The organism is Microcoleus sp. Aus8_D2 (genome assembly GCF_036702665.1).
Classification (GTDB): Bacteria; Cyanobacteriota; Cyanobacteriia; order Cyanobacteriales; family Microcoleaceae; genus Microcoleus.
Window position 1 is genome coordinate 6,440 of the sequence record NZ_JAUBUN010000053.1, and the last position, 20,381, is coordinate 26,820.

Consider the following 20,381-nt stretch of genomic DNA (forward strand, 5'->3'; position numbering starts at 1 on the left):
GGGAATACTCTCACTCTGCTTTCAAAATCTTCAGCCGGCTGACGCACCCTACCATCTTGAACCTCTTTTCACACAATCACTCATTACGTAGGGTGCGTCAGCCGGGAATACTCTCACTCTGCTTTCAAAATCTTCAGCCGGCTGACGCACCCTACCATCTTGAACCTCTTTTCACACAATTAGTCATGGCTCCGGGTGCGTCAGCCGGGAATACTCTCACTCTGCTTTCAAAATCTTCAGCCGGCTGACGCACCCTACAATCACTACAATCACTGCCTGTGGAAAAACCTGTGGAAAATTTACCCAGATAGTGTGAAAAACTTTACTCGATCGCCCAAAACAATTTTTGTACCAAATTTTGCACGAAAGTGGAAGGGCGATCGACTTTTACCCGATTTTCCACAAGTTTTCCACAGGCGTTTATTAGCTACAACTCAAGTACAGCAAGAAATTGTTTGATTTTTCCACAGTTTCCACAGGGCGAGCGCCTAAAAATAGTTCAATAAATAAAAAAATAGTGTCTCGCCAACTGCCAACTGCCAACTACCAACTACCAACCGCCAACTGCCAACCGCCAACCGCCAACTCTCAACTGCCAACTGCCAACTCTCAACTGTCATCAGCTTTCTGTGATAGGATTTGCTTCTGTCTCAAATCAGGTTAATTAACCTCCCATGAAATTGGTTTGCACCCAAAGTGACCTCAACGCCAACCTCTCGTTGGTAAGTCGGGCCGTTCCCTCCCGCCCGACACATCCGGTACTAGCAAACGTGCTCTTAGTAGCGGATGAGGAAAATCAGCGGGTTAGCTTAACAGCTTTCGATCTCAGTTTGGGCATTCGCACCAGCTTTGCAGCAGAAGTGACTGGCGGCGGTAGTTTTACCATACCCGCGAAATTGCTCAACGATATAGTTTCCAGACTCCCCAATGGAGAGATTACTTTAGAAGACGAAGCCGGAGATACCGTCGCTTGTCTCACTTGCAGCTCTGGCAGCTACCAAGTCAGAGGCATGGGCCCCGAAGAATTCCCAGAATTGCCGGCAATCGAAGCAGGAACAATCCTGAAATTGCCGCCCGAAGCCTTGATAGAAGGACTCAAAGGAACTTTATTTGCTACTAGCCCCGATGAAGCAAAACAGGTACTCGCAGGCGTGCATTTAAAGGTACTAAAAGATTGCCTAGAATTTGCAGCTACAGACGGCCACAGATTGGCCGTAGTTCAAACTGCCAACGAAAAAGCCGAAGGTGAAGAAACCGCAGAAGAATTTGAGGTGACTGTTCCTGCTAAAGCCTTACGGGAAGTAGAAAGAATGCTAGTGATGCGGCAGTGGACTGAACCAGTCACCCTGCATTTTGAACAGGGTCAAGTAGTGTTTGAATGGGCAGATCAGCGGCTGACAACCCGCACCTTAGAAGGACAATATCCCGCCTACCGGCAGTTGATTCCGCCATCCTTTGAGCGGCAAATTACTCTTGAGCGGCGATCGCTCTTAGCAGCAGTCGAAAGAATAGCAGTGTTTGCCGACCAAAAAAATAATATCCTCAAATGTAGCATCGACGAAGAAAGTCAGGAAATCACTTTGTCGGTAGATGCAAAAGATGTCGGCTGCGGCAAAGAGTCACTTCCCGCACAGATTTCGGGAGACAGCATAGATATTGCTTTCAACGTGAAATACTTAGTTGACATTTTGAAAACGGCTCAGTCTCCCGAAATTCAACTGCAATTAAACGGTGCTCTTGCTCCTGTAATTTTTCAGCCTTTGGGCGGAGTCAATGCCACATTCTTGGTAATGCCGGTTCAACTTCGACCTTAGTTGGAAGAAGGAAGAAGGAAGAAGGAAGAAGGAAAAAATTGTTTTTTCCGCTTCCACAGTACCATTTCTTTCATTGTATACGCACAGGTAGCCAGAAACCGGGTTTTTCACCAAAATATTTGCTTAAAAGCCTCAATATTGATAAAAACCCGGTTTCTTTGTGGGCGAGTAAGTTTAGTAGTTCTCAATCACGATCGAAAATCTCATGCTGGCGCACCATTTATTCTTTTTAGGTACGTAGTTGCGCTTCAGCGCTCTTTCATATAGAGCGCTGAAGCGCAACTACGTACCTTGATTGAATGTGACAGTTGTGTAATTACTCTACAAAAATACTTCATTACTTAATCCTGAACAGCCTTCAAATTAATGGCAACAAAATTTCAAATTCCGTACCAGTACCGGGCGTAGAATGCAAATTCAACTTACCTTTATGCTTCTCAGTAACAATTTGATGAGTAATTGCCAATCCCAAACCAGTACCTTTCCCCGCCGGTTTAGTAGTGAAAAATGTCTCAAAAATCCGGCGCTGAATTTCTGGCGGAATTCCCGGCCCGTTATCGGCAATTCTGATGGCTATCCAAGCATTATTTGAATTTTTCCCGGCTGCTTCTGGGCTGAAGTCCCCATTGTGGCTGGCGGACGATCGCAATTTTGCATTTTGTCGATAGCTAAAAACAGAATTTTGCATTAATTCTGAACTTACACAATCTCCATCATCACTGTTTATTACCTCAGTTTGAATAGTAATCGCCGGTACAAAACCTTTTGCTCCTTTTACCTCATCCAAAGCGTCCATCGCATTGCTGACAATATTCATAAATACCTGGCTCAACTGACCGGAATAACACTTCACTAAAGGCAAATCCCCATAGCTTTTAACTACTTTAAACCCGTATTTGAGACGGTTTTTCATAATTAGCAGCGTACTGTCAATACATTCGTGGAGGTTAGCTTCTTTCAAGTGGGTTTCGTCCATATGAGAGAAGGTGTGCAGGCTGGTGACAAGTTCCGTCAGCCTCTGGGATGAAACTTTCATGCTTTTGAGAATTTCCGCCCAATCTTCTTGCAAGAAATCAAATTCTATGTTTTGTTTGAGTTCGTCAATTTGTTCGCTATGGCCGACTATTTGTTCGTAAGCAGACAGCAACTGCATGATGTCTTTCGAGTAATTGGACAAAAAGCCGAGATTTCCGTTGATGCAGGTAACGGGATTTCTAATTTCGTGGGCGACTCCAGCTACCATCTGCCCCAAACTAGCTAATTTTTCGGTTTGAATTAGTTGAGATTGAGTTTGCTGTCTCAGCAATTTTGTTGCTAACTCGTGAATGTTGGATTGGGCTACTAACAGTTCGTGCACGTCTACCAAACTATAAGTTTGAGGCGACATTTGCACTACAATCGGTTCATAAAGCAGTTCTTTCGATCGCAGCAGCGACTTCCGGGCTGCATCCACGATTAAAGTATTGCTGGGAAAAACTAAAGTCTCAGTTTGGGCAAAGCGGTACAAAGCCCTCACAGGTCGTTTTAAAAATAATTCTCTCCCAAAAGGACGGCTGAGAAATTCTAAAAATCTCCGCCGGGAAATCATGCCGGCAAATTCACCTCTATCCGTTAAAATGACTCCCGGTAACAGCGGATTAGCTTCTAACATCTGGGAAATTTGCATTCCCAAATCCGTAGCTTCTACGTTAAAAGCGTAAAGCGACAATTCCACGAGAGTAGAATCTAAAGAAAGTTCTCCTAAGTCAGCCTGGGAGATGGGTTGGACTGGTCTTTCTATGCAGGAGGTATTCAACATAAATTCATCAGCACGCTTTTTTGGGGTTCTATTTACCAGCAGATATTCAGCTACCAAAGCTCAGTCGGTGAGTAGCTGAGTGCTTTGGTCGACATTCTCCTGGGAAACGGCATTTTAAATTACACAAAAAACTTACGGTGGTAAATGGGATTTTACCACTTCAAGTATTAGGCAAGTTAGAGTATGACGGAGATAGATGCGCCCTGGCAATTATGCCTGACTTTATTTTATATTGAGTAGAGGGGCATTAACGCTTGGTTCAAGTATTTAACTATTAGTTAACCTTGAGTTAAATTCTTAACCTGTTGTTAACAATAAATTAAATCACGGAAAAAATTAATTTATTGGTCGGAGCAGAAAATCCGAATAGCCCGATCGCCCGCGCGATGCACCCACATCAGACAAGTTAAAAGCACAAAGCCCGCCAAGCCTCAAATACCGCCCGATCGGTTTGCCCATAGAGTCAGACCGTCTACAAAAGCTTGCCGATTCCATTATTGATTGGCTGCACCAGGCGCAGAATGCAGAAATATTGAGAGCCATTTAAACAATTTTAATTATTTAATTGTTTTTCAGGCTTTGCCCGATAAATTAAACCATAAAATGTCAGCATAATCTCCTCTAAATCAATTAAAAAAAAAATCAACTAATTTTGATACTACTTATTAAAAGTCCTGGAACATAGAGATTGTACATTAGATCTGTAGGGAAACGGCACTGCCGTGTCCTTACCAGGAGCTGCGACTTTTAATGATGGGTATAAGATTGACGATGGTAGCAAAAAAGTTTTAACTGAATAGTAACTTATCGCTGTGAAGAAGGTATGATCTACAGGGGCTCAGCCAAAGACGTGAAACTAAATACAAATTTACCAGTAGGTGATCGATGCAACCCGCCCTCACAAATCAGTTAAACAATGCTTTTACCCTGTTTCTCAGCTTATTAGTAGAAGCAATACCTTTTCTGCTGCTGGGAGTTTTATTCTCAGGTTTGCTGCTGGGGTTTGTAGACGAACGCAAACTCGTATCCCGCATCCCGCGAAACCCGCTACTGGCGGCTTTGGTAGGTAGTTCGATCGGCTTTTTGTTTCCCGTGTGCGAGTGCGGTAACGTGCCCGTAGCCCGCAGGTTGCTAATGCAGGGAGTCCCCGCACCAGCGGCGATCGGCTTTTTGCTCGCAGCCCCCACCATCAACCCCGTAGTAATTTGGGCGACTTGGACGGCATTTCGCGATCAGCCCGAAATTGTAGTTTTGCGGGTAGTCTTTTCTCTCTTTATAGCCACAATTATCGGCTGGGTATTCAGCGCCCAAACAGACTTGCGCCCTCTGTTACACCCTTATGTAGCCCGCGCGATTCCCCTCCCAAAACCAGAGTTTTCAGACAAAGAAATCGCCCAAGCCAACACTCCGCTGCTGTTACAGTCGGGGACATTTATGCTCGGTCAGCCCGGTGGGCCGGTGCCGATCGAATCTTTGCTACAAGACGAGTGGAAGCCCTTACAAATCGGCAAAACCGAAAAAACCTCGAAACGTTCGTCCATGTTCCACCGCGTTTCTAAAGAGCGTCTGCGCTTGCTTTTAGATAGTATGGTACAGGAGTTGCGCGAATTGGGAGGAGTTTTGGTCATCGGAAGTGCGATCGCAGCCATCATTCAAGTTGGCGCACCCCGCGAACTAATTCTCAACCTCGGCCAAGGCCCCGTTTCCTCAATTCTCGCCATGCTGCTATTAGCCGCAGTTGTATCGATTTGTTCTACAGTAGATGCTTTTTTTGCCCTATCTTTTGCTTCCACATTTACCAGCGGTTCGCTGTTAGCATTTCTCGTGTTCGGCCCGATGATTGACCTCAAAGGCATCGGTTTAATGCTATCCATTTTTAAAGGTAGATCCGTAATTTACTTAATGGTTTTGGCAGCTCAGTTAACCTTTTTAATGACCCTCGCTGTCAACTTGTATCTGGGTTAATAAATTATCTCGGATGTACAAACAAGATCATTTTAGATTCGCGATTTGTAATTAACTTGATTCACGACACGGAAGTCACGGATATGCGGATAGGTGCTTTTTTCCTCTTCGTTCTTCCTTCTGTCCTCTGTTGACATTGATCGAAGCCGAAAAGCCTTCTTCCTTCTTCCGACTTCCATTTCTCTTCTTCCCTCTTCCCTCTTCCTTCTTCCTTCATGAAAAAAATTAGCCCCTGGCTGGACGCCCTAGCTATCTTAATGTGGGGAATATTGCTCCTCAAATATTGGATTACCGGACAATTAAGCATTCTCATTCATCCCAATTACTTTGGGCTGACTCTAGCGGCAGGAATCGGCTTAATGGTGATTGGCGGGTTGAAAATTTGGGAAATCTTAAAAGTCGATCGCGCCAACAAGCAATCCCGGCCATCGCCAGCAAATAAATCTCCCAGAAGCACAGAAGTTGAACACGTTACTTTATTTCCCCCCAGTATCGGCAGCACCTTAATGTTGAGCGTCGCATTAATCGGCTTAGCCACAACGCCGCGCACATTTACCAGCCAGACAGCACTCGAACGAGGCCTCACCGAATCCCTACCCATCACCAGACTGCAACCGCAAGAATTTCGCAATACTACCAAACCCGAAAGGCGATCGCTCGTCGAATGGGTGCGGCTGTTAAATTTCAATCCCGAGCCCGATACATACAGAGGTCAAAAAGTCAAGGTTCAAGGATTTGTGATTCACCCGCCCAACGTAGCAGAACAATATCTGTGGATCGGGCGTTTTATCATTACCTGCTGCGCGGCGGACGCCTATCCGATCGGGTTGCCGGTAAAATTACCGATCGGTCAAAGCCGCACCGCCTTTGCCCCAGACAGTTGGCTAGAAATAGAAGGAGAAACGATCGTAGAAGAACTGCAAGGTAAGCGCAAATTAATCATTCAAGCATCCTCCCTCCGATCGATTCCCGAACCGAAAAACCCTTATGATTATTAGACACCCAGCAAGTTGGAGATTAAATTTTACGTTGGTGATGGCGAGATGGGTATCCCGTCAGTGGGCAACTTTAATCTCGCGACTTGAAGTCTGTAGTATTTGAGATTGTGGGATCTGCCAGAAGATCCCGTCCTCCGTAGGGCAATTAACACAAGGTAAAGTCAGCTATAAAAGTAGCAGCAACCTCCTGTAGGAGTTGCCAACAGAAAATTCAGCAATTAGACTCGTAATTAGAAAATAAGTTCTCACTATATGTCATCTGAAAAGTCATCTGAAAAAAAATTAGCGATCAAAGGTGCTTTCTGGACGATCGCCAGCTATGGAAGCAGTCAAATTATCCGATTCGGTAGCAACCTGATCCTGACGCGCCTGCTGTTGCCAGAATTATTTGGTCTAATGGGTCTAGCCTACGTTTTCATTACAGGTGTCCACCTATTCACAGACATAGGTCTGGGCCCAAGTATCATCCAAAACAAGCGTGGAGAAGAGCCAGAATTTCTCAACACCGCTTGGACAATGCAAATTATTCGCAGTATTTTTGTTTGGTTTTGTTTAATTTTAATCACCTGGCCAGTTGCTAATTTCTATCGAGAACCCCGTCTCCTGTGGCTGCTCCCAATCATAAGTATAAATACTCTGATAGGAGGGTTTAAATCCACTTCCGTATCCAGTCTCGAACGAAAAATGACAGTCAAGACAGTAGTAATTTTTGAGTTGGTGATACAGCTCATTTCTACTACAGTAATGATTGTATGGGCATGGTTCGATCGCAGTATCTGGGCTATCCTCGCAGGCGGTTTCACCAGCACTATAGTGGAGTTAGTATGGAGCCATTTCTTGATTCCCGGCCATAAAAACCGCTTTGCTTGGGAGCGAGAAGCAGTTAAAGAAATATTTTCCTATGGAAAATGGATATTTTTATCTACAGTTTTATATTTTCTGTGTTCTCAAGCCGATCGCCTAGTTCTCGGGAAAATATTTAGTTTAACGCTGTTGGGCATTTACGGCATCGCTTTTACCCTCGGCGATATGCCTCGCCAAGTAATGATCGCCCTAGCCGGTCGGGTAATTTTTCCCTCTATTTCGATGCTGGCAGAATTGCCGCGCCCTGAATTGCGGGCTAAAATCCTCAAAAACCGCAACTTGATTCTGATTCCTTTAGCCCTAGGCTTAGCAGTTTTTGTGAGCTTTGGAGATCAGCTAATTTTAACACTGTACAGGAAAGAGTATGCAGCAGCATCTTGGATGATGCCAATCTTGGCTTTAGGTATCTGGCACACGACTATCCACAGTTTGATGGGTTCTTGTTTGTTAGCTATCGGAAAATCTCAGTACGCAGCTATGGGCAATCTCGCAACTTTTTTGAGTATCGCTATTGGCATCCCAGTAGGATATAATTTGATGGGTAATTTAGGTGCTGTGATTGCTGTAGCTGTCGGTGACATTCCTACTTATTTAGTAGTTACCTACGGTCTTAGGAAAGAAGGGCTAACTTGTTTTTGGGAGGACATGAAGTTGACAGCATTGTTTTTAGGGGTACTAGCAATCATACTTTTTGTGAGAATGTCTCTGGGTGGGGGGTTACCTATCGATCGCCTTTCACCTCAGGATATAATACCTCTCAATAAACTATTTTAGGCAACAAAAAGGAGCATCGTCAATATTAAGTATATCGGCAAGAAAAAAATAATATCTTGTCGGGTATTTTAGGTGCGGGTTGAGCGTAGAATCTATAGCAATCCTAAATCCCGATTGAGACCGGGAACATAAATTTGATTTCCCCAAAATCAATGAGTAGGGACACGGCAGTGCCGTGTCCCTACTGGTACTAATGAAAATCCTGCAAGGATTGCTATACTAGCTAAGCGAGTTAATGAATGTTCTGACGCCCCCGACCCATGTAATGTTTATTTGGGGAGCATCTCATTTTTGCAAAAAGCATTTTTTTACAGTACACGCTTGACTCGAAGAGCGTACTATACAGACTCGCTCTTCGAGTCAAGCGTGCACTCCGATCTCAGCAAAACTTAGATGCTCCCTTTATTTGTATCTACTTACTTGAGAGAACGAAGAGAACGGCGACTTGCGTTCGTATTGCCGAGTTCACGCTTCTTGCAAGGGACGAGATCAGTGCGCGCTTAAGCATTGTCAGTTTAATTTAGTCCTGGACGCACCAAAACTTTCACAAACCGGGTTTTTTACCAAAAAACTTCATTGCCGGCTTTTATCCGGGTAAAAAAAGTGGTTTCTCAAGCTCGGGAGTGCATCCGGGACTGTAAAATTTTATAGGGAAAATTTGGCAGTTAATTGTCAGCAGAAACTAGGAGAGAAAGATTTGTGAGTATTTTTAACAAAAAATTTAATCCTTCACCTTTCGCTATTGGGCCATTCAAACAGCCGATCGACCGCACGGCGATTTTCCTCATCCTACTGCTGAGCGTCTTAATGGGGCTGTTGCTACTGAGTGGCGATCGCACAGCACCGAGAGTGCGAGAATTTACTTGGGAGAACAAACAAATCGGCGCCGCAGATACCGGCTTTATTCTCAACTTCTTTCGGCCGATGAACCACTCCACCGTCGAGGAAAACTTAAAACTAGAACCACCACTCCCCGGTAAATTCAGTTGGGCCGGCCGGCGCATGGCCTACACCCTCAAAGATCCAGCACCCTACGGCGTTACCTACACCTTAAAACTCGCCGGCGCAACCGACAAGTATTTTGGAGAAAACAACCAAAACAAAGGAACGCCAATTCAACCGTTTAGCAGTTCCTTTCGCAGTCGCGATCGAGCTTTTGTTTACATCGGCGTTCAAGGCGAAACAGAAAGCAGATTAATGCTAGTCAATCTCACCAGCAGCGACTCGAAACCAATACCGCTGACTCCCAAAGATTTAGTTGTCACCGATTTTAAACCCTATCCCGACAGCGATCGCATTTTATTCTCAGCCACAGATCGATCGATCGCCCGTACTGGCGGCACCCTAAATCAAGAACTATTTACAGTCACCACCGGCCTCAATCCCCAATCCCCCGGAGAAGATCCCCAACCGCCACAGCCCGCAGGTAGAATCGACAAACTCTTAGACTCCAAAGATTACCAAAACCTCAAATTCGACCTCTCAGCCGACGGAAAAATCATAGTAATCCAGCGCGTCAACCGCCGCAATCCCGGCGATTTCAGTCCTTGGATTTTGTCAGAAAAAGTTGCGCCCCGACGCTTGGAAAATCAACAAGGCGGAGATTTTATGATTCGCCCCGACAGCAAATCGATGGTAATATCTCAAAAACAAGGATTAGCGATCGTCCCCCTCAAACCCGAAGCAGACCCCGTAGAATTTTTACCAAAATACGAACAAGTATTGGGGATGGCCCGCGACAACTCCGCCGCCGCCTACGTTAAATACAACAGCGACTACACTCGATCGCTCTTCATCTTAGACAACCAAGGCGCCGAACAAGAAATACTGCGCATCCCCGGTAGCATAATCGCCGTTGATTTCGACCCGCGCAAAAACAAAGACAACCAATTCCAGCGTCTCTACTGCTTGTTATCCGAACGCCTCAAAACAGAAAGCTACAAAGAACAGCCTTTCATCGCCGCCATCGACCTCAAAAAAGATGGCACTCGTTTGATAGGAACCATCAAACCGCTGCTAGTTTTGCCCAACCAATTAGATACCCAAATCAGTTTATCTCCCGACGGGCTGGCATTAATTTTCGACCAATCGGTGACAACAGCAAAACCCACAGCGGCAGACAGGCCCCGCAACTCGGGCGGACAGTCGATCGCCACAAGCCGCCTCTGGCTGCTACCCTTATTAGAAATACCCGCAGACAGTTCTCCCGCAAAAGTGCAGCCAGAAGAACTTCCCTTTGCCGGCTATCACCCCCGTTGGCTCCCCTAAATCGATTTTAGATTTTAGATGTTAGATTTTAGATTTACCGATATCGGTGAATATCAATGGCTAAGGTTCGCCATCAGCACCCCGCGTTGAAATGTGCCCGGTGCGCACCGTACTTTTACAGTCCTAGACGCACTATTCCTCAGAAACCCGGTTGACTCGTAGATTTTTCCTTGCCAAACCTCTTATTGTCCTAGAAACCAGGTTTTTGAGCGTAAGTCCTATTTTAAATCCCCAAGCATCCGTCCTAAGATGGTGGATTTTAGATTTTAGATTGAGCCATACTGATCGATATCACAAACTTTGAAAACAAATCGCCAACCAGCCATCTCAAATTTCAAACCTCAAACCTAAAATCTAAAATTCCCATGACTCCCGAAGAAATTAGCCATACCCTTAAAGACTTATTCGGCGAAAGTGTTGAGACGCCTGCTGCCACTTCTTGGCAAGTACAAACCCCCAAATTTCGCCTTTTAGTGCTGCTTTCTGAAGACGGGACTTGGCTGCGGATTTTGCTGCCGATCGCCGATGCCGAGGAAGCTCAACCGTTTTTCGATAAACTGCTAGAAGCTAACTTTGACACCACCCTCGAAACTCGCTACGCCATACATCAAAACGTTTTGTGGGGAGTATTTCAGCACAGTTGCGCCACACTCGCCGCCGCCGATTTCTCGGCAGCCATCGCCAGAGTGCTGAGCTTGCAAGAGCGAGGTTTGTCCGACTTTTTCGGCGGTTTGATCGAAAGCCGCATCCGTCAAATCATCAAAGCTGCCAAGATCCAAGGACAGTCCATAGAAACTACCCTTCAGACTTTAGACCGTTTCTACGCAGAGGGATTGATGGGGGAAATGGAACTCGGGCGAGAGTCTCGCGAACAGACTCTCACCGCTTGGCGCTATCAGCTAGAACGCCTCTGGCCGGAGGTGGAACCCTGAGACGATTTTCGCATTTTCGCATTGAAGATTTGAGAATTGCTTCCGGCAAAAAACGGACGGTAGTCGGATTTGGAAACTTGCCTGCATTTGCATTCTTGCTTAAATGCTCGACAATCTGCCGATTTTTGCCGGAAGCCCCAGTCTTGACCCTTAGGGCATTAAGTTTCTTGAACGATCGCTCGCCCAATCCGGGCCCTCGATCCCTCGATCCATGCCCGTATATTCACCGATCGCCCGCTATCGCTGTTCTCCAATTCCCTACCAGCACGGGAAAAATGGTATAACATATAACCAAAATCCCTTTATAATTTTTTAAGATTTTCGGAAAACACGCGATCGCAGGGTATATGATGGTAAAAAGTTGACAGCAAAGCTCCGTAAGTTCCACAAAAGCTTCGATGGTTTAAGATTGATTGAGAAACCAAATCTTTAAGTAGACGAGCGCGAAAATACATAAGTAGTCAAAAGCGAGTGAAACGACGCAATCGCAAAGGTTTTCATCGCTTTACATTCTGTTACATAGTCAGGTTTATTTGCACCTACCTACTGAGCAGACAATGCCCGGGCGATCGGGTTTTCCCATCGGGTGCTGTTGTCATCAGACAAATTAACCATTACCCGCCATCAATTACCCTTTACCAATTAATAGCAACTTAAGTAATCCATCCATACAAAAATTAACAGGGGTTTCATCTATGTTTGCTGTGCATGAGATTAGCTCGGAGTTATCAGTGTCGCATATACATGAGATTTGTACTTGGAACATCTCCTTAGAATCAACTCTTCTAGACTTGCCACTTTACAACTGCCAAATTGAATTAACTCAACAGGCCAAAGAAGTAGCCCGGGCTTTTGAAGAAAATTCCATGCTTCCCGGCGTCATTTTGACCGATATGGGTAATTTTGTCGGCATTATATCCAGGCGTCTATTTTTTGAAAGAGTTAACCGCCGCTACGGGTTAGAAATGTTTTTCAAGCGACCGATAGAGGTATTGTACAGGTTTTCCAAGCAAGAGCTGCTCGTGCTTCCCGGCAGTAAATTAATAGTAGAAGCAGCCCAGGAATCGCTTTACAGAGCAGCAGAATTAGTTTACGAACCCGTAGTAGTCGAAGTAGCACCCCAGACGTACAAACTGTTAGACGCACACCAATTAATGGTCGCTCAAGGTAGAATTCACCAATTAACAAATAAGCTGCTCCAAAAACAAACAGAAGCAAAACTTATCCAAACCGAAAAGATGGCGAGTCTGGGGAGGATTGTAGCAGGTGTAGCCCACGAAATTAGAAATCCCCTCAACTGTATTTGGGGAAATTTGACTTTTCTGCTGTCCTATTTTGAAAACTTGCTTCAGCTCATGTCAGCTTATGAAGCAGAATATTCGGAACCGTGTCCCCGAATTGATGCGCTGAAAGAAGAAATTGAATTTGATTTTTTACAAGAAGATTTGCCAATCACCTTAGAAGGGATGAAGTGGGGAGCCTCGCAATTGCTAAAAATAGTCAACGGGCTGCACCACTTCTCTCACATGGACGAGACAAAGCCCGTGGAGACAGACATTCACGAATGCGTGGAGATTACGCTGTTAATTCTGAAAAACCGCTTTAAAAATGGCATAGAAGTGGTAAAAAAATACGGCGAACTGCCCCTAGTTAGCGGTTACTCCGGTCAGTTGAGTCAGGTATTTTTGAATTTGTTAGTTAACGCTCTAGACGCCCTGACAGAGTACGCAGCCGATCGCGAACTAGATAGCCAGTGCCTGGACAACTGGCAGCCCCAAATCGAAATTACCACTAAAGTGGTAGAAACCGCAGACGGCAAGTGGGCAGCAATTGGGATAGCCGATAACGGCCCTGGAATTTCTCCAGAAAATCAACAGCACATATTTGACACATTTTTTACCACTAAACCAGCAGGGAAAGGCAGCGGTATGGGGCTGGCGATCAGCCATCAAATCGTCACAGAAAAGCACGGCGGCCAACTAAAATTGCGATCGCAGCTCGGCCGCAACACCGAATTTGAAATTCTCCTGCCAATAGTTCGCAAAACATGATTAACTCAAGAACAGTCTTTAGATGCGCTCAAAAAAAGTGAAACGATCGGCTAGTTTAGTAGTAGGTTTTCATTTCACTTTATCTTCGGGTGTTTCGGCAACTCAAACTTCTAGTGGCAAATACATTCAGTTCCCAACTACCAGGCCCTTCACTCTCCGAAGGCAGACATCAAGACCTTTCCCTAGAGTCTACCCTCGGGGATTTGCCCCTTTATCACTTTCAGGTTAAATCGACCTGCTTGGGCGTCGCAGTTGCTGAAATCTTTGAGCAGCATCCCCAGGTGCCGGGAGCCGTCTTGCTGGAAGCAGGAGAGTTTGCTGGCATGATATCCCGCCGGCAATTGCTGGAATATTTGCTCAAACCCCAAGGCCCAGAGCTATTTTTGCACCTGCCGCTGAAAGTGCTCTACAGTTACGCTCGCGTCGAAATATTATTGCTCCCAGAGAGTACAACCATTTTGACAGCAGCTCAACAAGCTCTGCGCCGATCGCCCGAATTGCAGTCAGAACCCATCGTAGTCCAAATCGACACCCAATCTTACCGCCTCTTAGACCCTCACGCACTAAACATCGCCTACTGGCAAATTCGCGGCATAGAAACTCAAGTCCGCTACGAAAGAGCCCAAACACAAATGATTCAAAGCGAAAAAATGGCTAGTTTAGGCCGTTTAGTCAACGGAGTAGCCCACGAAATTTTAGATCCGGTAGGCTTTATTTGGGGTAATTTAACCTACGTCAGCGACTACAGCAAAAACTTAATGGAGTTGCTATCAGTTTACGACGCGCACTGTACAGATCCCCCGCCAGAAATAGCAAGGCTCAAAGAAGAGATAGACTATGACTTCTTGCAAAACGATTTCCTCCGAACTGTTGCCAGTATCAAAGCCGGAGCCGAACGTTTGAGCAAGTTGGCAAGCAGTTTGCAAAACTTCTGCTACATCGACGATGTTTATCCCAAACCGACCGACTTGCACACCAACATAGACAGCATACTCTTGCTGCTCAAAAGTCGTTTGACTAGAGAAATCAAAGTAGTAAAAAACTACGGCTACCTGCCGCCAGTGCCGTGCTATGCAGGACAGCTAAACCAAGTATTTATGAATATCTTGACCAATGCTATCAATACATTAATTAACGAAGCAGTCGGTCAAGAATTGGCAAAAGAGTTCAATGGTGGAGGACTCAGAGACTTCGATCGCCAGCCTCAGATTGACATTACAACTCAAGTGTGCTGTCCAGAACCTGCGATCGACTTGGACAAACTGCACGAGCGCTGGGTTTCCATTCGCATAGCAGATAACGGGCAAGGAATGTCACCTAACAAGTACAAAAAAATCTTAGAATCATTCTCTACCGAAAGACGCGCCCTCAAAGAAACCAGCTTAGCCGTTAGCTATCAAATAGTGACGGGGAAACACGGCGGTGCATTCAGAATGCGATCGGAATTAGGCATCGGTACCGAATTTGAAATCTTGTTACCATTAGCATAATCAATTTGAGATTTTCCATTTTTAGATTTGAGAATTTAAAAATTGGCACCGATCCAAAAACGGGTACCGTGCCACCTACGCTTGTCCGGGTGCATACTAAAATTTTAGACTCCTGTTCAAGCAGCCCCATTAAATAGACAAGATTGCAAAAATAATTAGGACGCTGCTGGGAGCAGCGTCATTTAATTTGATTAAAAAGACTTTTGCAATCTTGTCTAATGTGAGAGTAATATCGTGTCCGATCGATTAACCGCAATCAGATGAGTTCGTAGTGCCCCCGAAGAGTCCGCAGCATGAGAGCGGACTTTCGTGGGCACTACAAACAGTTTTTGTTATGGTAATCGACCGGACATGATATAAATCTCAAATCGAAAAATGGAAAATCTCAAATTGACTGAATGAACTCAATTATCTAAATTAGTGCCGCACATTTTACAGAATTTAGCATTAGCATCATGTACAGACCAACCGCAACCCGTACAAACAGTTTCTACCTGATTAGCAGTTTTAACTAACTGTTTAATCAAATCCCCCAATTGCCAAGGAATCAGAGCAATTCCCGTCAAAATCATCAAAATAGTCAGAAACCGGCCCGATTGCGAAATCGGAGTAACATCGCCAAATCCCACCGTCGTCATCGTGACAACCGAGAAATAAACAGCATCCAAAAAAGTCCTAAAACCTTCGGGATTTGCCGGATGTTCCACTTGATAAATCAAACCAGAATAAACAAAAATTATCGCCAGCAAAGTAAACAAAATCCGAGAAAAAATCACCCCATCTTCGCTGCTGATGCGAAAAACCGAATTTTTTAATTCCCAAAAGCGGATGAGTCTGAGAATTCTAAACCAGCGGAAAATACGGATGAAACTGACATTGACAAATCCCAGAAAAAATGGTAATATAGCCAGCAAATCGACGATAGAGAAAAAACTAAAAATAAACTTAAATTTATGGTCAGCGCACCACAGCCGCAGTAAATACTCAACAGCAAAAACGACTAAAAGGGCTGTATTGAGAGTTTGCAATCTAATTCTAACAAGTTCTGAAATTGGGTAAGTTTCGGCGATGAAGCTGGCAGTAGATAGGAGAATAAGTCCGGTAATTATCAAACTGACGGCTCTCCCTGTGGGCGTTTCAATGTCTTCTAGATAAAAGGCAATTTGTTTCCGGTTTAACATAAATAATCTGTATTGTAGGCTGGGTATAAACAGAACAATGTTGTATAGCGCGTCTTTCATAAATTGTGTAATTATTCTTCTATGGCAATCCCCCCGCTGAAGATCCGTCATTGCCAGGGCGAGCAGGGCGAGGCACCGCACCTACAGATTTGCACATAAGATTTGGGTCAGCTATATCTTCTATAACTAATCGCTTAAAATATCGAAATCGCTAATTTAAAATATAGCGCAAAAGAGTGTGAGTTCGGTCAAGTGCGAGCGATTGCAAATGAAAAATTAGCTTTTTCTCCATTACCTTCCCATTACCGGACATACCTCAACGCCCTTGAGAAGGTATATCAGCTAATTATCTAACATGAGCATTGCTCCAACTCCCTAGGAGGCGATCGAACAGGAGCAACAGGCGATGTAGTAATAGCTCCGACGCTGGCACCGAGTAAATACAAGAAATCTCGATGCTTAAGAGTCATACAAAGTACCTAGATGAATTACACAGCCGTTTTACCTTAATTTAAGATTAGAGTAGATCAATACTCCGGACTGTTTTGAGATTAGGCGCCCAAACCCGCATTCTACCGTTAAGATTTCCGATCCTGATGAAGCCCAAACCCGCATTCTACCGTTGGCGGTCGCAAACAGTCCGGACTATTGGTAGATTAGTCTCAAATCGTTTGTGAGATCAGCTAAAATTAGCTGTGACTGTTGCTTACCTAGAGGAAAGGTAATTGCTCACCCCCCCTCAAATAAAAAATTAAAACTCTGTGATATTTACACAGTAAGGAGCGTGAGTTTTCGCGACCGATGCAAATCAAGTTCCCACTTTTAAGATTCAGAAGCTGAAACCCCTATTTTCTGGTTGACTATTCTAAAAAGGGGATTTTCTAGACTTTTGAAACGCTTGCTCAGCCAGCGTTTCAGAGAGCAAGGGGGGTTGAGCAATTACGAGGAAAGAAGCAACACACTTGCCGATCGAACAGCGTTGCTATGGTCAGTTATTAAGGTGAACTAATGAATCAATCTATTTTAAACAATCTTACCTTATGCACTTTCAGTACAGGTCGGATTATGGTGCGCGAAGTGCTGGAAGACTGGCTATCTTTTCTGGGGGGAAAGCCAAAAAAAGTAATTTTCGCTGTGTCGCCTGCTGATAACCCGCCCCCCATTTATCAGGAACTTTTGGCTGAAGGGTTGATTGACGAGATCGTGTATGTGGACTTGCGCGGGCGATCGGTGAGCGAGACAGATACAGAGGGTATACGCGCGGCGATCGAGGCGGCTACAACTGATTGGATTCTGCTCGCTAAACTCGATACTCTGCCCTATCGCAGGGGTCACGAGAATTGGCTGGACGAAGCAATGCAAACCGTTGCAAAATATAACTGCTTTGGGTTTACAGGTTCTTTTCCTTCGCCCGATATGCAGTCGCTAGAGCCTGGTTACTCAAAAACTCAGATGTTTAGCAACAATTTTTCAATCTTCCGAGGAACGGAATGGATAGAGATAATTGATAGCTATGTAGGTAAAAATTTCGACGGCGCTGTAGCAAAAAATTCTTTGTACACTAAAGAAAGTCTTCGATTTGCTAATGAGGCTGCGATCGAGACTTTCTTGGAAGAGAATCAGCGATATATGTTAGTTCGCTGGGAAACGCCAGAATGGACTGTTTTTCATGTCAATGTATGGGGAGAGCAACTGCGACAGGTTCGCGATCGCTACCTCGCCAGAAAGGACATTGGTTCAGCCCTAAATACTGGTAGACCCCAAGAAATTGGCTTTCACCCTTGGGATCTGTATTACGGCTATCCCAAACCGTCACCGTTCCAGCGTTTGAAAATCTTTGTGGGACGATTGCGCCGGCAAATCTTCAAAACCGAGTAGATGGGAATGCTACTTGCTTAAGTAATTGTACAGAATTAATTACATAAAATTTGAGCTGAAAGCCTTGCCTAGTTACAAGCTGATGTGTAATTAATCTTGTCCAATTACTTAGTGGGCGATCGCTAAATTATAAAGCTACAAAATCAAAGGTATTCTAGATAAAATCCAATGGGCTTTTTGGTTAACAGAAACAATTTGTATTGCAGGCTGGTAGTGACACAACAATGTTCTGTCCTTTCTTGTAAGTAATCTGTCATAAAAATCAGCGATTGAAATTGCGTCTGCACAAACTTTCGTCTTAGCAGAGAGGAACTGAAAAAGAAACGGGGGTATTAAAGCCATATTTGGTATAATTCCCATAGGTGCGGGTTCACGAATATTTGTAAGACAAATGAGTAATCCTGTAAACCCGCCGCGCACCGCCCCGCCTATGAGCTAGACATTGCTTTAACTAATCCCTTAAAATATCGAAAGCGCTAATTTAAAATATCAGGTAATTATCGAAGATGAGCATCGAATTAACAAAGGGTGACAGATTTAATCTTTCTAAGGAAGCTCCTGATTTCAATAAAGTTGCGATCGCCCTGGGGTGGCAAGTCAGCCAAACAGCACAAAACTACGACATTGACGCATCTGTTTTCATGTTAGGCGCTGACGGTCGAATTCCCGACGAAAAGTATTTTGTATTTTACAACAATTTGACATCGCCAGACGGCGCGGTGCGGCATTCGGGAGACAACACAACGGGACAAATCGAAGGCGATGACGAGACGGTGTATGTGGATTTGAGTCTGATCGATGCTGCTGTTGAGGAAATTGTGTTTGTTGTTACCATTCACGAGGGACAGGCAAATAATCAAAATTTTAGTCAAGTCAAAAATGCTTTTATCCGGCTTTACAATTTGGAGACTGGGAGCGAGCTGGTTCGGTATAATTTAAAAGAGGTTTTTTCGCAAGAAACGGCTTTAGAGTTTGGACGATTGTACAGAAAGAATGGTGAATGGCGATTTCTGGCCGTAGGACAGGGATATAATGCTGGGTTGCAAAGTTTTGTAGACAAGTATCATGTTGAGAAAAAAGTGAAAAGCACTGAGAATGTGGCTCAGAAGCTGGATGATGCTGAGATTTTGAGGCGATTTAGCGATCGGGTTGACAAGCAATTGCAGGAAGCAGCGGCGGGAGAGTCTGTTGCTAATCCTGTAAATGCGGATAATTTGAAATCTGATGATTATGTTTCAGAAATTCAGGAACCTGCTATCACTGCCCAGGATTTTTTGAAGCGGTATAACGAGGGAGAACGGGATTTTGTAGGGATTAACTTAGCAGGAGTGGATTTGAGCGGAAAAACTCTGAAATCTCCCATTAGTTTAAGTCAAGCCAACCTGAGTAATGCCAACTTGAGTAATGCCAACCTGCAAGGGGCAAACTTGATTGGAGCTAATTTGCAAGGGGCAAATTTGAAATCGATAAATCTGCAACAAGCCGATTTGATTCAAGCAAATATGAAGCGCGCTAACTTAACTAAGGCAAATTTGAATTATGCAAGACTGATTCAATCGAATTTAAGTCAAGCAAAATTGAGCGAGACACAATTGAATAGCGCGAACCTGACTGGAGCTGATTTAAGTCAAGCAAATCTCAACAAAGCAAGCCTAACTGGGACTAATCTGACAGGTGTTAAGTTGACAGGTGTAAGTTTTGCTGGAGTAGACCTTACGAATGTTAACTTGAAGGTCGCTAACCTCACAGGTGTAAGTTTTGTTGGGGATATTTTAAAGAGAGCTAACCTCAGAGGTCTTGACCTGAGAGGTGTTAATCTTATTGGGGCAAGTTTGGTTGGAGTTAATCTCGATCTAGTCAACTTGAGCGGGCAAAACTTAAGCGGGTTAAATTTCTGCGGAATTAGCTTGATCAGTGCCAATTTGAGTGAAGCAAATCTAACTTTGGCAGACTTGCGCGGGTCAAACTTGACAATGGCAAACCTAGAAAAAGCGAACCTGAAAGATGCTAACTTGGTTGGAGCAAATATGGCAAGTGCTAAGCTCGCAGGTGCAATTATGCCAGACGGGACAACGCACGAATAAATCAAAGTCCAATGTTTGTAGTAAGGACTTCAGTCCTTATATTTCTGGGCTGACGCACTGCGACTAAAGAAACCGGGTTTTTGGCCGAATCTGCGGGTTCAAACGCATATTTTCGCGAAAAAACCCGGTTTCTGGCCGCCTGTACTGGATTTAAGGGCTGCGACTCTGAGAAACCGGGTTTTTGGCCGAATCTGCGGGTTCAAACGCATATTTTCGCGAAAAAACCCGGTTTCTGGCCGCCTGTACTGGATTTAAGGGCTGCGACTCTGAGAAACCGGGTTTTT

At 44.6% G+C, this 20,381-nt stretch carries 15 protein-coding genes; 11 read left to right on the plus strand and 4 right to left on the minus strand.

Features of this window, described 5'->3' with window-relative positions:
• Nucleotides 1-312 precede the first annotated feature (312 nt).
• A complete protein-coding gene (locus QUB64_RS28440; RefSeq protein WP_333277122.1) occupies nt 313-459 on the plus strand; it encodes a hypothetical protein in 147 nt (48 codons plus the stop codon).
• A 29-nt stretch (nt 460-488) separates the two neighbouring features.
• Here the strand turns inward: QUB64_RS28440 and QUB64_RS28445 are convergent, their stop codons facing one another.
• Nucleotides 489-620 carry a hypothetical protein gene (locus QUB64_RS28445; RefSeq protein ID WP_333277123.1) on the minus strand — a complete coding sequence of 44 codons (132 nt, stop codon included), beginning with the start codon at nt 618-620 and terminating at the stop codon, nt 489-491.
• A 54-nt stretch (nt 621-674) separates the two neighbouring features.
• Between QUB64_RS28445 and dnaN the strand changes: the two genes are divergently transcribed.
• Complete coding sequence (dnaN, locus tag QUB64_RS28450; RefSeq protein ID WP_333277125.1) at nt 675-1,814, plus strand: DNA polymerase III subunit beta; 1,140 nt, start codon at nt 675-677, stop codon at nt 1,812-1,814.
• A gap of 358 nt (nt 1,815-2,172) precedes the next feature.
• Here the strand turns inward: dnaN and QUB64_RS28455 are convergent, their stop codons facing one another.
• Complete coding sequence (locus tag QUB64_RS28455) at nt 2,173-3,612, minus strand: sensor histidine kinase (RefSeq protein WP_333277127.1); 1,440 nt, start codon at nt 3,610-3,612, stop codon at nt 2,173-2,175.
• Nucleotides 3,613-4,497: 885 nt separating this feature from the next.
• On the opposite strand from QUB64_RS28455, the gene QUB64_RS28460 reads away from it, so the two are divergent.
• The 5 genes from QUB64_RS28460 (at nt 4,498) to QUB64_RS28480 (ending at nt 11,413) form a co-directional block, all read left to right on the plus strand.
• The gene (locus QUB64_RS28460) at nt 4,498-5,577 is read left to right on the plus strand and encodes a permease (RefSeq protein ID WP_333277129.1); all 1,080 of its coding nucleotides are present in this window, start codon (nt 4,498-4,500) and stop codon (nt 5,575-5,577) included.
• Between the two features lie 215 nt (nt 5,578-5,792).
• Entirely contained in the window at nt 5,793-6,575 is a 783-nt protein-coding gene (locus QUB64_RS28465) for a TIGR03943 family putative permease subunit (protein ID WP_333277131.1), read from the plus strand.
• Nucleotides 6,576-6,827: 252 nt separating this feature from the next.
• Nucleotides 6,828-8,213: an oligosaccharide flippase family protein gene (locus QUB64_RS28470; protein WP_333277133.1), complete on the plus strand. Its 1,386-nt coding sequence runs from the start codon at nt 6,828-6,830 to the stop codon at nt 8,211-8,213.
• Nucleotides 8,214-8,912: 699 nt separating this feature from the next.
• Nucleotides 8,913-10,481: a hypothetical protein gene (locus QUB64_RS28475; protein WP_333277135.1), complete on the plus strand. Its 1,569-nt coding sequence runs from the start codon at nt 8,913-8,915 to the stop codon at nt 10,479-10,481.
• A gap of 365 nt (nt 10,482-10,846) precedes the next feature.
• A complete protein-coding gene (locus QUB64_RS28480) occupies nt 10,847-11,413 on the plus strand; it encodes a hypothetical protein (RefSeq protein ID WP_333277138.1) in 567 nt (188 codons plus the stop codon).
• Between the two features lie 158 nt (nt 11,414-11,571).
• Here the strand turns inward: QUB64_RS28480 and QUB64_RS28485 are convergent, their stop codons facing one another.
• A complete protein-coding gene (locus QUB64_RS28485) occupies nt 11,572-11,700 on the minus strand; it encodes a hypothetical protein (protein ID WP_333277140.1) in 129 nt (42 codons plus the stop codon).
• Between the two features lie 408 nt (nt 11,701-12,108).
• Between QUB64_RS28485 and QUB64_RS28490 the strand changes: the two genes are divergently transcribed.
• Together QUB64_RS28490 and QUB64_RS28495 are read left to right on the plus strand one after the other, a co-directional pair.
• Nucleotides 12,109-13,464, plus strand: a complete 1,356-nt coding sequence (locus QUB64_RS28490) for a sensor histidine kinase (protein WP_442921728.1) — start codon at nt 12,109-12,111, stop codon at nt 13,462-13,464.
• 113 nt (nt 13,465-13,577) lie between these two features.
• Nucleotides 13,578-14,954, plus strand: coding sequence for a sensor histidine kinase (locus tag QUB64_RS28495; protein WP_333277144.1), 1,377 nt, complete (start codon nt 13,578-13,580; stop codon nt 14,952-14,954).
• A gap of 404 nt (nt 14,955-15,358) precedes the next feature.
• Here QUB64_RS28495 and QUB64_RS28500 read toward each other — a convergent pair whose 3' ends face one another.
• Nucleotides 15,359-16,135: an ion transporter gene (locus tag QUB64_RS28500; RefSeq protein WP_333277146.1), complete on the minus strand. Its 777-nt coding sequence runs from the start codon at nt 16,133-16,135 to the stop codon at nt 15,359-15,361.
• Nucleotides 16,136-17,143: 1,008 nt separating this feature from the next.
• Between QUB64_RS28500 and QUB64_RS28505 the strand changes: the two genes are divergently transcribed.
• Both QUB64_RS28505 and QUB64_RS28510 read left to right on the plus strand, forming a co-directional pair.
• Nucleotides 17,144-18,013: a hypothetical protein gene (locus QUB64_RS28505; protein WP_333277148.1), complete on the plus strand. Its 870-nt coding sequence runs from the start codon at nt 17,144-17,146 to the stop codon at nt 18,011-18,013.
• A gap of 506 nt (nt 18,014-18,519) precedes the next feature.
• Nucleotides 18,520-20,097, plus strand: a complete 1,578-nt coding sequence (locus tag QUB64_RS28510; protein WP_333277150.1) for a TerD family protein — start codon at nt 18,520-18,522, stop codon at nt 20,095-20,097.
• The last annotated feature ends 284 nt before the right edge of the window (nt 20,098-20,381 follow it).

What these genes read in the sequence shown, in the direction of transcription:
- QUB64_RS28445 (WP_333277123.1), bottom strand. Translation starts at nt 620, where the DNA reads ATGACAGTTGAGAGTTGGCAGTTGGCAGTTGAGAGTTGGCGGTTGGCG.
- dnaN (WP_333277125.1), top strand. Translation starts at nt 675, where the DNA reads ATGAAATTGGTTTGCACCCAAAGTGACCTCAACGCCAACCTCTCGTTG.
- QUB64_RS28455 (WP_333277127.1), bottom strand. Translation starts at nt 3,612, where the DNA reads ATGTTGAATACCTCCTGCATAGAAAGACCAGTCCAACCCATCTCCCAG.
- QUB64_RS28460 (WP_333277129.1), top strand. Translation starts at nt 4,498, where the DNA reads ATGCAACCCGCCCTCACAAATCAGTTAAACAATGCTTTTACCCTGTTT.
- QUB64_RS28465 (WP_333277131.1), top strand. Translation starts at nt 5,793, where the DNA reads ATGAAAAAAATTAGCCCCTGGCTGGACGCCCTAGCTATCTTAATGTGG.
- QUB64_RS28470 (WP_333277133.1), top strand. Translation starts at nt 6,828, where the DNA reads ATGTCATCTGAAAAGTCATCTGAAAAAAAATTAGCGATCAAAGGTGCT.
- QUB64_RS28480 (WP_333277138.1), top strand. Translation starts at nt 10,847, where the DNA reads ATGACTCCCGAAGAAATTAGCCATACCCTTAAAGACTTATTCGGCGAA.
- QUB64_RS28485 (WP_333277140.1), bottom strand. Translation starts at nt 11,700, where the DNA reads ATGTTATACCATTTTTCCCGTGCTGGTAGGGAATTGGAGAACAGCGAT.
- QUB64_RS28490 (WP_442921728.1), top strand. Translation starts at nt 12,109, where the DNA reads ATGTTTGCTGTGCATGAGATTAGCTCGGAGTTATCAGTGTCGCATATA.
- QUB64_RS28500 (WP_333277146.1), bottom strand. Translation starts at nt 16,135, where the DNA reads ATGTTAAACCGGAAACAAATTGCCTTTTATCTAGAAGACATTGAAACG.
- QUB64_RS28505 (WP_333277148.1), top strand. Translation starts at nt 17,144, where the DNA reads ATGAATCAATCTATTTTAAACAATCTTACCTTATGCACTTTCAGTACA.
- QUB64_RS28510 (WP_333277150.1), top strand. Translation starts at nt 18,520, where the DNA reads ATGAGCATCGAATTAACAAAGGGTGACAGATTTAATCTTTCTAAGGAA.